Origin of the sequence: Rheinheimera texasensis DSM 17496 (assembly GCF_000711985.1) — a bacterium.
GTDB lineage: Bacteria > Pseudomonadota > Gammaproteobacteria > Enterobacterales > Alteromonadaceae > Pararheinheimera > Pararheinheimera texasensis.
The window spans coordinates 153,290-167,292 of record NZ_JONU01000007.1 but is presented as its reverse complement, the minus strand read 5'-3'; the positions used below and the strand labels follow the sequence as shown (position 1 = coordinate 167,292).

11 protein-coding genes are annotated in these 14,003 nt (G+C 52.4%); 8 read left to right on the top strand and 3 right to left on the bottom strand.

The window, feature by feature from the left end:
• Positions 1–59: 59 nt before the first annotated feature.
• Positions 60–1,496 (bottom strand): pyruvate kinase, encoded by a 1,437-nt coding sequence (gene pyk / locus Q399_RS0100885; RefSeq protein ID WP_031564487.1) that lies wholly within the window; start codon positions 1,494–1,496, stop codon positions 60–62.
• Positions 1,497–1,632: 136 nt separating this feature from the next.
• Complete coding sequence (locus Q399_RS0100880) at positions 1,633–2,490, bottom strand: MurR/RpiR family transcriptional regulator (RefSeq protein WP_031564485.1); 858 nt, start codon at positions 2,488–2,490, stop codon at positions 1,633–1,635.
• 264 nt (positions 2,491–2,754) lie between these two features.
• On the opposite strand from Q399_RS0100880, the gene zwf reads away from it, so the two are divergent.
• The 5 genes from zwf to Q399_RS0100855 are packed head-to-tail and all read left to right on the top strand — an operon-like array spanning position 2,755 to position 8,376.
• Positions 2,755–4,227 carry a glucose-6-phosphate dehydrogenase gene (gene zwf / locus Q399_RS0100875; RefSeq protein ID WP_031564483.1) on the top strand — a complete coding sequence of 491 codons (1,473 nt, stop codon included), beginning with the start codon at positions 2,755–2,757 and terminating at the stop codon, positions 4,225–4,227.
• A gap of 1 nt (position 4,228) precedes the next feature.
• Positions 4,229–4,918: a 6-phosphogluconolactonase gene (gene pgl, locus Q399_RS0100870; protein WP_031564481.1), complete on the top strand. Its 690-nt coding sequence runs from the start codon at positions 4,229–4,231 to the stop codon at positions 4,916–4,918.
• Positions 4,919–4,926: 8 nt separating this feature from the next.
• Positions 4,927–6,759 carry a phosphogluconate dehydratase gene (gene edd, locus Q399_RS0100865; RefSeq protein WP_031564479.1) on the top strand — a complete coding sequence of 611 codons (1,833 nt, stop codon included), beginning with the start codon at positions 4,927–4,929 and terminating at the stop codon, positions 6,757–6,759.
• Positions 6,752–7,726, top strand: coding sequence for a glucokinase (gene glk, locus Q399_RS0100860; RefSeq protein ID WP_031564477.1), 975 nt, complete (start codon positions 6,752–6,754; stop codon positions 7,724–7,726). Before edd ends, glk begins: the two co-directional genes overlap by 8 nt.
• A 2-nt stretch (positions 7,727–7,728) precedes the next feature.
• Positions 7,729–8,376 (top strand): bifunctional 4-hydroxy-2-oxoglutarate aldolase/2-dehydro-3-deoxy-phosphogluconate aldolase, encoded by a 648-nt coding sequence (locus tag Q399_RS0100855; protein ID WP_031564475.1) that lies wholly within the window; start codon positions 7,729–7,731, stop codon positions 8,374–8,376.
• Between the two features lie 75 nt (positions 8,377–8,451).
• On the opposite strand, the gene Q399_RS0100850 is transcribed toward Q399_RS0100855, so the two are convergent.
• Positions 8,452–9,873, bottom strand: a complete 1,422-nt coding sequence (locus Q399_RS0100850; RefSeq protein ID WP_031564473.1) for an aminotransferase-like domain-containing protein — start codon at positions 9,871–9,873, stop codon at positions 8,452–8,454.
• 146 nt (positions 9,874–10,019) lie between these two features.
• Here Q399_RS0100850 and Q399_RS0100845 point away from each other — a divergent pair, with 146 nt between their 5' ends.
• From Q399_RS0100845 to Q399_RS0100835, 3 genes are all read left to right on the top strand, one after another.
• Positions 10,020–10,931 carry a DMT family transporter gene (locus Q399_RS0100845; protein WP_031564470.1) on the top strand — a complete coding sequence of 304 codons (912 nt, stop codon included), beginning with the start codon at positions 10,020–10,022 and terminating at the stop codon, positions 10,929–10,931.
• Positions 10,932–11,084: 153 nt separating this feature from the next.
• A complete protein-coding gene (locus Q399_RS0100840; RefSeq protein WP_084164125.1) occupies positions 11,085–12,689 on the top strand; it encodes an ABC-F family ATPase in 1,605 nt (534 codons plus the stop codon).
• Between the two features lie 173 nt (positions 12,690–12,862).
• The gene (locus tag Q399_RS0100835) at positions 12,863–13,945 is read left to right on the top strand and encodes a methyl-accepting chemotaxis protein (RefSeq protein ID WP_031564467.1); all 1,083 of its coding nucleotides are present in this window, start codon (positions 12,863–12,865) and stop codon (positions 13,943–13,945) included.
• Positions 13,946–14,003 lie beyond the last annotated feature (58 nt).

Genomic DNA, 14,003 nt, shown 5'->3' with positions numbered 1-14,003 from the left:
GCCATGCTGAAAAGCAAAAAAGGTCGCGATTGCGACCTTTTTTGCTTTTCACGCTGCGGTTATTTTACCGTAACAATTTTGCAGGTGTTTGAAGCACCAACGGTTTCCATCACATCACCGTGGGTCAGGATCACCAGGTCACCACTTTGCAGACCTGCCGCTTTTTTCACCGCGGCAACAGCTTCATCGGCGATATGGTCGTTGCTGATGCCATGGCTGTCAAACGACACCGGGTAAACACCGCGATACAACGCCATCTTGTTCAGCGTTTTCACATGACGCGATAACGCATAAATCGGATGCGATGAGGTGATGCGCGACATCAGTTTGGCGGTATAACCAGATTCAGTCAGCGCAATAATGGCTTTGATACCCGCCAGATGGTTTGCCGCGTACATCGCTGATAAGGCGATAGTTTCGCTGATTTCAGTGAAAGTAACGTCCATCCGGTGTTTAGACGACAACACTTTTGGATGCTTCTCAGCGCCGTCACAAACCCGGCCCATCGCTTTGACGGTTTCAGTCGGATATTTACCGGCAGCCGTTTCGGCTGACAGCATCACGGCGTCAGTGCCATCGAGAACGGCGTTTGCCACATCCATCACTTCGGCACGGGTAGGCATCGGACTTTCAATCATGCTTTCCATCATTTGCGTCGCCGTGATCACCACACGGTTCAGCTGACGGGAGCGGGCGATAATACGTTTTTGCTGGCCAACCAATTCGGCGTCGCCAATTTCTACACCTAAGTCACCGCGGGCAACCATCACGGCATCAGATGCCCGAATGATATCGTCCAGCGTTTCGTCATCAGCAACAGCCTCGGCGCGTTCTACTTTAGACACTATTAAGGCTTCAGAACCAGCCGCACGGGCCAGTTGACGAGCTAAACGTAAATCATCACCAGTGCGCGGGAAAGACACTGCGAGATAATCCACATCGATATCGGCAGCAAGCGCGATATCGTTTTTGTCTTTGTCCGTCAGAGCCGGCGCAGATAAACCACCGCCCTGGCGGTTAATGCCTTTGTTATTGCTGAGTTTGCCGCCAACTGTGACCTTGGTAACAATCCGGCTGCCTTCAACATGAGACACCACCAGTTGAATACGACCGTCGTCTAACAGCAATAAGTCGCCCGGGAATACATCACCCGGCAGCTCTTTATAGTCGATACCAACCTGGGTTTCATCACCGAGGCCTTTGCCAAGCGTTGCGTCCAACACGTATTCCTGGCCTTCAGCCAGTTCAACACAGTTGTTTTTGAAAGTAGAAACGCGAATTTTCGGGCCCTGCAGATCACCTAAGATAGCGACATGAGCGTTACAAGCCGCAGCTGCAGCGCGCACCATGGCCGCGCGTTGCTTGTGATCGTCGGCGGTGCCGTGTGAGAAGTTAAAACGAAAAACTGAGGCGCCGGCCTGAATTAATTTTTCAATGGCGGCCTGGGTATTAGTGGCTGGACCTAGCGTGGCGACTATTTTGGTTCTTCTTGGCATTGGCAACTCCTGCCTGTTGATTGGCAAAAACCGGGCGGGTGCCCGGTTCGAACTGCATTAGTTTAATGTAATTAAATTACAGAATATAGCGAGCATCTGAAAAAAAACTACAATTTTGGCCGTTTAACTGCTCCGATCAGCTATGAAAATCCTTTTTATCGAAACGCGAGCCACGCAAACTGTCTTTTACTTTCTTCAGATTTTCCCTGAACTTAGTGCCGCGACGCAGCGTAAAGCCGGTGGCAAGAATATCAATCAGCACCAATTGCGCCACGCGGGATGCCATCGGCATATACATATCAGTGTCTTCTGGTACATCCAGTGACAACACCAGCGTACATTCTTTCGCCAGCGGACTGTCATAGGCCGTGATACCAATGACTGTGGCGTCGTTTTCACGCGCGATGGCGGCGATGTCACAGAGGTTTTTCGTGCGGCCGGTGTGGGAAATACAGACAACGACATCACCTTCAGCACTATTAATGGCGCTCATGCGCTGCATAACGATATCGTCGAAACAAACCACCGGCACATTAAAGCGAAAGAACTTGTTCTGCGCATCATGGGCCACAGAAGCAGAAGCACCGAGGCCAAAAAAGGAGATTTTCTTCGCCTGAGTCAGCACGTCAACGGCCCGGTTAATCGTTGGGATATCAACGTTTTGCCGCGCAGCATCTAAGGCCGCCATCGTCGATTCAAAGATCTTGGCTGTATAAGCCTCAGGGCCGTCGTCTTCTTCGACGTGGCGGTTTACATAAGGTGTGCCGTTCGCCAGGCTTTGTGCCAGATGTAATTTAAAATCCGGGAATCCCTTGGTATCGAGGCGACGACAGAAACGGTTGACGGTCGGCTCAGAGACGTCTGCCATTTTTGCCAGTGCTGCAATACTGCTGTGGATGGTCGTTTGCGGGTTGGCCAGGATCACATCTGCCACTTTTCGCTCTGACTTACTAAAGCTGTTGACACTGTTGACGATTTTTTCCAGCACATTCATCCGCTTTTACCTGCATGTTATGAGACCTGCGACAGCAGGTTGATGTAATATTATCTGTAGTCTGACAAAGCCGGCTACATCAAAAGTGCTAAATTTACCACACTCAGGATGATAGTTGTCAAAGACTGCCTGAAGGCAACCGGCCCGTCAAAATCTTTAGTTATTATGTAATTTAATTACATCTTATTAGGTTTACAAGCGCTTTTCAGTCGGCTAGTATGCGGCTAAGTGTTGTAAAATTACATCTATTCAAGGGTCATTTGCATGACAGCAACAGCACAATCAAACAAAGCCTGCGATTTAATTCTGTTTGGCACCAAAGGCGACCTGGCGCGCCGTAAGTTATTACCCGCTTTATATCAACTGGAACGCGCCGGCCTGTTACACACGGACTCCCGCATTATCGGGGTTGCCCGTGACGCCATGAGCCTCGCCGACTATGTCGCGTTAGTTGAGACCAATTTACATAAGTTTATTAAAGAGCCGATTGAAGCGGATGTCTGGCAACGGTTGCAGGCTAAGCTGGTCTATGTGCAGATTGATCTGTCAAAAGAAGCAGATTATCTGCAATTAAAGGCAGTAACCAATCCGGCCAAACGAATTCCGGTCAGTTATTTCGCCACAGCACCTTCGTTATTTGGCAATATCTGTAAGGGGCTCGATTCAGCGGGTCTGTCAGCTGAGCCATCCCGCGTAGTGCTGGAAAAGCCTATCGGCCATTGTTTGGAATCGTCCAAAGTCATCAACGACGAAGTGGCGCGTTATTTCAAAGAATCGCAAATTTACCGCATCGACCACTACTTAGGCAAAGAAACAGTACTGAACCTGTTAGCACTGCGCTTTGCCAATGCGATTTTCGCTTCCAACTGGGACCACAATGCCATTGACCATGTGCAGATCTCAGTGGCCGAAGAAGTAGGCGTAGAGGGGCGTTGGGGTTATTACGACGACGCCGGCCAGATGCGCGACATGGTGCAAAACCACTTATTACAGGTGCTGTCGCTAATCGCGATGGAACCACCGGCACGATTGGATGCCGACAGCATCCGCGACGAAAAACTCAAAGTTCTCAAAGCGCTGCGGCCGATTAACCTGCAAAACGTGCAGGAAAAAACCGTGCGTGGCCAATATGCAGCCGGCTTTGTCGGCGGTAAAGCAGTGCCCGGTTATCTGGAAGAAGAGGACGCACGGCCGAACAGCAAGACCGAGACTTTTGTCGCGATTAAAGTCGATATCGACAACTGGCGCTGGGCCGGCGTACCGTTTTACCTGCGTACCGGTAAACGCATGCCAAATAAAGTGTCGGAAGTGGTGATTTGCTTTAAGCCACAGCCACACAACATTTTCCATGAAACTTATAAACAGTTACCGGCAAACAAACTGATCATCCGCTTACAACCGGATGAAGGCGTTGAGATCCAGATCATGAACAAGATCCCGGGCCTCGGCGAGACGATGCAACTGCAACAAAGCAAACTGGATTTAAGTTTTGATGAAACTTTCCAGTCACAACGGATCGCGGATGCTTACGAGCGTTTGTTGTTAGAAGCAATGTTGGGCAATCAATATTTGTTTGTGCGGCGTGATGAAGTAGAACAAGCCTGGAAGTGGGTCGACGGTATTCTCGACGCCTGGCGCGTCAATAATGAGCCGCCAAAAGCCTATCAGGCCGGCACCTGGGGCCCGGTAGCCGCCATCTCTTTGCTGGCGCGCGACGACCGAAACTGGGACGAATAACATGCAGCTGCAGCAATTTTCTGACTCACAAGCGCTGAACGCAGCTTTTGCCGCTGACATCAGCGCTAAACTGCAACAGGCGATCATTGAGCGCGGCACAGCGGTGTTGGTTGTCTCCGGCGGCCGTACACCGTTGCCTTTGTTTCAGACGCTGGCGAACACAGATTTAGACTGGTCAAAAGTCACGATCACGCTGGCAGATGACCGTTATCTGCCAGACGATGCGCCGGACAGTAATGAACGGCTGGTAAAATCAGCGTTATTACAGCACAAAGCAGCGGTAGCGACCTTTGTCAGTCTGTATGCCCCGGCTGAGGACGCCGAAGCCGCCGTGCCTGAGCTGTTAGCCCGCGTTCGTGATTTACCGCGCTTTGATGTGGTGATTTTGGGCATGGGCGAAGACGGTCATACCGCTTCGTTATTTCCCTGCAGCAAAGAACTGAATGCTGGCCTTGCCGACGATGCGCCGGATTTACTGGCGACCAATCCGACCACTGCTCCATATCAGCGGATCAGCTTCAGCAAACAGCGACTGGCGCAGGGGCGGGCGATTTTTCTGCATCTGGTTGGCAGCAAAAAATTACAAGTGCTGCAGCAGGCAGCTGCCGGTACTGACGTGGCAGCCATGCCAATCCGTGCTTTTATTCAGCTGACAGACCCAGAATTGTCAGTTATGTACGCAGATCAATAGAGGTTTATATGCACCCGGTCATACAACAGGTTACAGAACGGATTTTAGCGCGCAGTGAAAAAAGTCGGGCTATTTATCTGCAACGGATGGAAAAAGCCCGGCGCAAAGGCCCGCATCGCGGCGCTTTAGCCTGTGGCAATCTGGCGCATGGTTTTGCCGCCTGTAGTACACAGGAAAAAACTGACCTGCGCAGTCTGACCAAAGCCAATATCGGCATTATTTCCAGCTACAACGACATGTTGTCAGCCCATCAGCCGTATGAAACCTATCCGGCACTGATTAAACAAGCCTGTGCTGAAGTGGGTAGTGTCGCCCAATTTGCCGGCGGTGTACCGGCAATGTGTGACGGTGTCACCCAGGGCCAGCCGGGCATGGAGCTGTCGTTGTTATCACGCGACATCATTGCGATGTCTGCGGCTGTCGGCCTGTCACATAATATGTTTGACGGCGCCATGATGCTGGGGATTTGTGACAAAATCGTGCCGGGTTTACTGATGGCAGCTTTAAGTTTCGGCCACCTGCCGTTTGTGTTCGTGCCTGCAGGACCAATGCCATCTGGTATTCCGAATAAAGAAAAAGCCCGGGTGCGCCAGCTTTACGCTGAAGGCAAAGTGGGTAAAGACGAGTTACTGGATTCAGAAGCCAAATCTTACCACGCACCGGGCACTTGCACTTTCTACGGCACTGCTAACTCGAACCAGTTAGTGGTCGAAATGATGGGCCTGCACTTGCCGGGTTCGTCTTTTGTTAATCCGGGTACAGAGCTGCGCGATGCACTGACCAAAGCCGCTGCACGTCAGGTCACGCGTCTGACTGATTTAGGCGCCAATTACACACCAATCGGCCAAATCGTCGATGTCAAAGCAGTGGTCAACGGTATTGTTGGTTTGCTGGCAACCGGTGGTTCTACCAACCACACCATGCACTTAGTGGCAGTGGCCCGCAGCGCCGGCTTCATCGTGAACTGGGACGATTTCGAAGATTTGTCTAAAGCCACACCGTTACTGGCAAAAATCTATCCAAACGGCGAAGCCGACGTCAACCACTTCCATCAGGCCGGTGGTATGGCAGTGCTTATTCGTGAACTGTTAGACGCAGGTTTGGTGCATGAAGACGTGCACACTGTGGCTGGTTTTGGTTTGCGTCGTTACACCCAGGTGCCAGAGCTGCAAAACGGCGAACTGGTGTGGGTGGATGGCCCGGCCAAGTCACTGGACGACAAAGTCATTTCATCGGTCGCCAAGCCATTCAAAGCTACCGGCGGTGTGCATGTATTGGCTGGTAACATTGGTCGTGGCGTGATTAAAACTTCGTCACTGCGTGAAGGTACTGACATTGTTGAAGCGCCAGCAGTGGTATTCAGCGACCAGCACCAGCTGGATGCAGCCTTTAAAGCAGGTGCGCTGAATAAAGATTGTGTCGTCGTGGTGCGCTTCCAGGGGCCAAAAGCCTGTGGTATGCCGGAACTGCACAAATTGACCCCGCCGCTTGGCGTGCTGCAGGACCGAGGTTTTAAAGTCGCACTGGTCACTGACGGCCGCATGTCAGGCGCGTCCGGTAAAGTGCCGGCCGCTATCCATGTCACACCGGAAGCTATCGAAGGCGGCCCAATTGCCCGTATTCAGGACGGCGATATGATCCGTGTGAATGCACAAACCGGCGAATTACAGGTGCTGGTCGAAGCAGCGGAATTTAATGCACGGCCGCTCGCCACCTGCGACATGTCAGAAAGTTATTATGGCATGGGCCGCGAAATTTTCGGTGGCCTGCGCACAGTACTGACCGGTGCTGAACAAGGGGCCTGCAGTCTGTTTACCACTGAGGAGCACCTCAATGGCTAATGCTGCGATCCGCTTCGCCATAGTCGCTGACATTGGCGGTACCAATGCGCGTTTTAGCCGGGTCGATTTGACCACGCTGGAACTGGACAAGGTCGTGGTGTATCCGTGCGCGGAATTCGCCACGCTGGCCTTAGCGCTGCAGTATTACCGCGAGCAACAAAGCCTGACTGACATCGCCCATGTGGCAGTGGCTATTGCCTGTCCGGTCACCGGTGACTTTGTCAAAATGACAAATTTCCATTGGGAATTTTCCATCACGCAAATCAAAGCCGAACTGGGTCTTGTTGAATTTATCGTGCTGAACGATTTCACCGCTGTGGCGATGTCGCTGCCGGCTATTCGTGATGCCGAGCTGGTGAAAACCGGCGCAGGTGAGCGTGATCTGACCAAACCTATGGCTGTACTGGGTGCTGGTACTGGTTTAGGCGTGGCACACTTAATCCCAACGCAGCAGGGTTATATCCCATTGCCTGGTGAGGGCGGACACACCGACTGGACTGCGCAGAACGAGCAGGAATGGTTTATCCAGCGTTATCTGGCTGCGCATTATGGCCATGTCTCGCCGGAGCGGCTGTTATCAGGCCCTGGTCTGGAAAGTTTGTATCTGGCGCTTGCTGCTTATCAGCAGCTGGACGTGCCGGCCAAAACTGCCGCAGAAATCGGCCAGCAGGCACTCGATGGCAGTTGTGCGTTAAGCCAGGCCGTTGTCGCGCAGTTTTTTGCCTCGCTTGGCAGTCTGGCCGGTGATTTGGCACTGACCTTAAGTACCTTCGGTGGGGTTTATGTCGCCGGGGGTATTACACCAAAACTGCTGCCTTTGCTGGAACAAAGCGAGTTTCGTAGCAGATTTGAAGCCAAAGGACGTTTTACGGCGTTCAACCGGCAAATCGCAACTTATATCGTCACTGCAGAGCAACCGGGCTTACTCGGCTGTGCAGTTTACTTAAAACAAAAATTGGCGGGCTGATTATGTCGTTTTCAAACTGGCAGTTACAACCAGACACCTTATTTGCGCAAGGCCCGGTCGTTCCGGTGATCGTGATTAAAGACCTGGCTACGGCCGTTCCTATGGCGAAGGCCTTGTTGGCCGGTGGTATCAAAGTACTGGAAGTGACGCTGCGCACGCCGGTCGCGCTGGAAGCCATTGCCTTGTTATCCAAAGAAGTGCCGGATGCAATTGTTGGCGCCGGAACCGTGACCACCGCCGACCAGCTGCAAAAAGTGGTTGAAGCTGGCGCTAAATTTGCCATCAGCCCGGGCTTGACCCGTGAATTGCTGGTCGCTGGTAAAGAAGCGCCAATTCCGTTGATCCCGGGCATAGCATCAATCTCAGAACTGATGGAAGGCACAGGTTTAGGCTACACCCACTTTAAATTCTTCCCGGCAGAAGCGGCTGGTGGCGTGAAGACATTGAAGTCTATTCATGGCCCGTTCTCGGATATCCGTTTCTGCCCAACCGGCGGCATCAACGAGAAAAACTTCCTCGAGTATCTGGCGCTGCCAAACGTGCGTTGTGTTGGTGGCAGCTGGATTGTGCCGGATGACGCTATTGTCGCCGGTGACTGGGACCGTATCACCCAGCTGTGTAAAGATGCGGTGGTTAAAGCTCAGGCTTGATCTCTGTAACAGCATGATAAAACCGGCTACTGCCGGTTTTTTTATTTTGATACCCAGGAGTAATAATCAGGCTGTTCAATTAGCTTTTAGCTGTGCCAAAGCCTCATCCAAGACCTGCCACAACCGCGGCTCGGCACATTGACTGATATTAACCCGCATAAACCGGTCGGCATCCGGCCATTGGCTGAAATTTGGCCCCGGCGCCAGTACCACTTGTGCCTTGGCCGCGAGCGCTGTCAGCGCGCGACTGCTGATACCGGGCGGCAGTTGCAGCCAAAGGGCAAAACCAGCCTCAGGCACAAACCATGGCACAATGTCGCGTTTAACAAATTCCGCAATGACGTCACGACGCAGCCCGTCTAACCGCTGCTGTAATTGCTTCAGATGACGGCGGTAGCTACCGCTGGTCAGTACCTGATAGACCACCCGTTCCACAGTGGCCGGGGTTGAGGTACTGCTGATCAGTTTTAAATCGGTCAGTGAGGCAATGAGCTGTGGCGAGGCGGCGATATAACCCACGCGTAAGTCAGCTGAAATGGTTTTCGACAAACTGCCCAGATAAACGCCGTCCTGCAAACCGGTCAGACTGGCATAACGCAGCGCTGGTTGCTGCTCAAAATCGGCGTAAATATCATCTTCGATTAACAGCACCTGATGCTGTTTCAATAACGATAATACCTGTACCGCTTTAGGTGGGCTGACACAAGTGCCGACCGGATTCGACAACACTGAATTGGTCAGATAAGCGCGTACTTTATGGCTGCTGAGTAAAGTGCTCAGCGCAGTTAAATCAGGGCCATCGGCAGTGCGGGGTAGGTACAGCAGCTCCAACTGATGCAACCGCAGCATCGCCTGAAAGTTATAAAAGCCCGGGTCATCCACAATGACTTTGTCGCCAGGCTTTAACAACAGACGCAGAACTAAATCCAGTGCGTGAGTAGCACTGTGAGTCAATAACAACTGCTGCGGCGCGAGCGAAATCCGCAGTTCCGCCAGGCGGTTCACCAGATATTGCCGCAGCGGCAGATAACCCTGTGCTGGGCCGTAGTCAGTCAACGCCTGCTCTTGCCGGGCAATTTCTTTTAATGCCGCGCGGATCTCCTGCTGCGGCAGAAAGTCTGGGGTTAACCAGCCGGCAGCCGGTTTCAGCCAATTCGCCTCGCGCTGCAGCGTCTGGCGCATCAGCGCCACTTCATCGGCGAGCTCACTGGGGCTGCTGTTTTCATGCAGTTGCAGCGCCGGATTACGCCGCGCAACAAACACACCGCTGCCGGGCCGGCTTAGCACTAACCCTTCGGCATTAAGCCGCTCATACACATCGGCCACAGTAAATTTGCTGATGCCCAAATGCGACGCCAGCGCACGAACTGAGGGCAGGCGTGCACCGGCCGGCCAGCTGCCCTGCTGAATTTGCCGTTTGCTCTGTTGCAGCAATTGCTGCGTCAGGCCCTGTGCCGCGGCACTGTCGAGCAGAAAATCCTGTAGCGCCACTTGCATAATTCTCTCCCGCCCCTAGTGAACTGTCACGGCCAAACGACCAATACAGTTTGATAACAGTCTCAACAACTGTCCTGAGTGTACCGGTTTTTCTGCATTATTGTCAGTAGCAATTCAGCGTGCCGCTGTAAAGCAGGGAGTTTTTTATGTCAGAGCAGGTTTTGCCAAAGAATACGGTCAACACTCAGGCGTTGTCGCCGATGGCGATTGCTTATTTATGGGGGCTAAGCGGTGTGTTGATGTTTTCCGGCGGTCTGGTTGCGACCCGCATTGCGGTGCTGGAGCTGCCGGCGCTGTTTGTAGGTGCTGGCCGCGCTGCGGTTGCCGGTATTTTAAGCCTGCTGCTGTTGGCCGGGCTAAAACAACAGCTCCCGGAACGGCGCTACTGGCCAGGTTTATTGGTAGTGGCTTTTGGTGCTGTGTTCGCTTATCCGTTGTTATCTGCGTTGGCATTGCAGTGGACGGACGCCAGCCACGCCACTTTAGTGACTGCGCTGATGCCGCTGTTTACGGCGGTTTTTGGTGCCTGGCTCAGTGCTCAGGTGCCAAGACTTGGCTTTTGGTTGTTTGCCTGCGCCGGGGCGCTATTGGTGCTCGGTTACAGTCTGGCGCAGCATAAAATCAATTCTCTGGCACTGGCTGATGCTTTGCTATTACTGGCTTGTCTTTGTTGTGGGCTGGCCTATGCCAAAGGCGCCATGCTGGCAAAAGATCTCGGCAGCTGGCAGGTGATTTGCTGGGCACTGGTGCTGTCGTTGCCACTGTCATTGCCCTTGACTGTGGTGCAGTTGCCGGCTATTTCGCTAGCAGATATCTCAGTGTCCGCCTGGCTTGGCTTTGTATATCTGTCTTTGTTTTCGATGTTTCTCGGCTTTTTTGCCTGGTATCGCGGCCTGTCATTAGGCGGGGTGGCGCAGATCAGTCAGTTGCAGCAGCTGAGTCCGTTTTTGGGCTTAGGCTGGGCGGCAGTTTGTCTAGGTGAACACATCAGTGTGGTGCAGCTGGGTATTGCTGCGCTGGTGGTGCTTTGTATCGTGCTCGGACGGCGTTTTGGTTGATAAAACTTCTGTGAACTGTGACTTCTGCCACATCACGGCGTAGCCAAAATTTGGGTTAGCCGCTATAATAGCGCGCTTTTTGTCCCGGCCATGCGCCGGGCTTTTTTTGCTAACACGCTAACGGGCCCGCTCGGCCAACAGGAACCCCTGACTGTGATCTCTACTGCCAATATTACGATGCAATTCGGCGCCAAGCCGCTGTTTGAAAACATTTCGGTCAAATTCGGTCAAGGTAACCGCTATGGCCTGATCGGCGCCAACGGCTGTGGTAAATCCACTTTTATGAAGATCCTGAGCCGGGAGCTGGACCCGTCCGCCGGTATCGTGATGGTCGAGCCGAATATGCGCGTCGCCAAGTTGCATCAGGATCAGTTCGCCTTTGAACAATACAGTGTCATCGATACCGTGATCATGGGCCACGCCGAACTGTGGCAGGTTAAAGCCGAACGTGACCGGATTTATTCCAGCGCCGAAATGACCGAAGAGGATGGCATGAAGGTCGCTGATCTCGAAGTCGCTTTTGGTGAAATGGACGGTTACACCGCGGAAAGCCGCGCCGGTGAACTGTTATTAGGTGTTGGTATTCCGGTTGAACAACATTTCGGCCCGATGTCGGCAGTGGCGCCGGGCTGGAAACTGCGGGTGTTACTGGCGCAAGTACTGTTTGCCGATCCGGATATCATGCTGCTGGACGAACCAACCAACAACTTAGATATTAATACCATTCGCTGGTTGGAAGATACGCTGGCTGAACGCAACAGCACCATGATCATCATTTCGCACGACCGTCACTTCTTAAACAGCGTCTGTACCCATATGGCCGACCTTGATTACGGTGAACTGCGCTTATATCCGGGCAATTACGACGAATACATGCTGGCAGCGATGCAGGCGCGTGAACGTCTGATGTCAGACAACGCCAAGAAAAAAGCCCAGATTGATGAATTAAAAGCCTTCGTTGCGCGTTTCTCGGCGAACGCCTCTAAAGCGCGTCAGGCCACGTCACGTGCCAAGCAAATGGACAAAATCAAACTGGAAGAAGTGAAAGCCTCAAGCCGGGTGAATCCATTTATCCGTTTTGAACAGCAAAAACAGCTGTACCGACTGGCACTGGAAGTCGAAGATTTATCTAAAGGCTTTGATGGTAAAAAAGTGCTGAATAAAGTCAGCATGATGATCGAAGTCGGGGAAAAAGTGGCCATCCTCGGTGCCAACGGTATCGGTAAAACCACACTGCTGAAGTGTCTTGTCGGTGAATATCCGGTCGATGGCGGTCTGGTGAAATGGTCAGAAAACGTCAATATCGGTTATTACGCTCAGGACCACGAATATGAGTTCGCCGGCGACATGAAAGAAATGTCGTTATTTGACTGGATGTCATACTGGAAACAACCATCAGACGACGAACAAGCGGTGCGCGGTATTCTAGGCCGGTTGTTGTTCAGTCAGGACGACATCAAGAAGAAAGTTAAAGTGTTATCCGGTGGTGAAAAAGGCCGCATGTTGTTTGGTAAGCTGATGCTGCAACGGCCGAACATTCTGATCATGGACGAACCAACCAACCACCTGGATATGGAATCGATTGAATCGCTGAACATGGCGCTGGAGCTGTTTAAAGGCACCTTGTTGTTTGTCAGCCACGACCGTGAGTTTGTTTCATCACTGGCAACGCGGATCATTGAGATCACCGACCATGACGTGCGCAACTTCGTCGGCAGTTACGACGACTATCTGGCACAACAACTGGCGCAGGCATAATCCTAACAGCCTACATTGCGAAAAAAAGCACCTTCGGGTGCTTTTTTTCCGCCTATTTTCCACCAGTTCGGTAATTATCCGGCTTTCTTAATCCATTTACCTGCCGAGGGGCTTCTCAGCGTCAAAGCCTTGTCTTAGGATGGTTGTTCAATAATAAGAAATCGGGGAACCTCATGTTTTTTAATCGTGCGCTGAAAGAAGAAAACCAACAACTCAGGGAGCAGCTCAAAGAAGCACAACGCCAGGCCAGGGACAGCACACAGTATTTAGAGCAGCAGCTGGCCGGTCTTGAACAGCAGCTGCAGCAGCATGCCGCAGCACAACAGCAAAACCAATGGCAGGAAGTGCAACTACAAGGTGGCGAAGTGTTGAATGCAGTGCGGCAAAGTTTAAGCCGCCATGCGGATGACCTGATCGCCGAACGCACTGCACTGGCCAAACTGGAAGATATTTTTGGCCAGACCCAAAGTGCCATCCGCACTCTGGAAGACCGTGCCGTACAAATTACCGAGCATGCCAACCAAAGCGCGGCGACAGCTGCAGTGCTGGATGGTACCGCCAGTTCCATCAATCAGCTGATTTCGAGCATTCAGGAAATTTCCGACCAAACCAACTTACTGGCGCTCAATGCCGCGATTGAAGCGGCCCGCGCCGGTGAAGCCGGCCGCGGTTTTGCTGTTGTGGCCGATGAAGTGCGTCAACTTGCCGGCAAAGCCAATGAAGCGAGCAAACAAATCGAAAGCCTGATCCGCAAGGTGATAGAACAAACCAACAATATCAAAACCATGGTGTCACACAGCCAGCAAAGTGCGGCGGATGTGTCCTTGTCGTCCAAACAAATCGATTCTGTGGTCAACGAAGTGATTAATCGCTCGGAAGCGATGAAAAAACTTATCCGCAGCACAACCACGTTAACTTACCTTGATGGTTTGAAAATGGATTACATCAGCTGGAAAGCCGGTGTTTATCAGGCGATAGCCCAACAACGCGACTTGCCCGCATCGCAAGCCGAGCAAAAATTTCAGCAATGGTGCGGCGCTGGTGGTTATGGCGCCAAACATTATGGTCAGCTCAGCAGTTTCCGCAGTATCGAAAGCCCACACCGCGGCATGCATCAGGCTGCACGCGACGCGGTTCAGGCAGGGCGTAGCGGGGACACTTCGGCGCTTGCGCGGGCACTAGGACAGATGGAAGATGCTGCCCAACAAGTGGTGGTTGCTATAGAGCGGCTGCAGCAGGATGTCCGGGCGCAATAAATTTCCGCACTCTTTGACCTGAGACAATAGTCGAACTGTCGACTTAATCGTTTTTGTG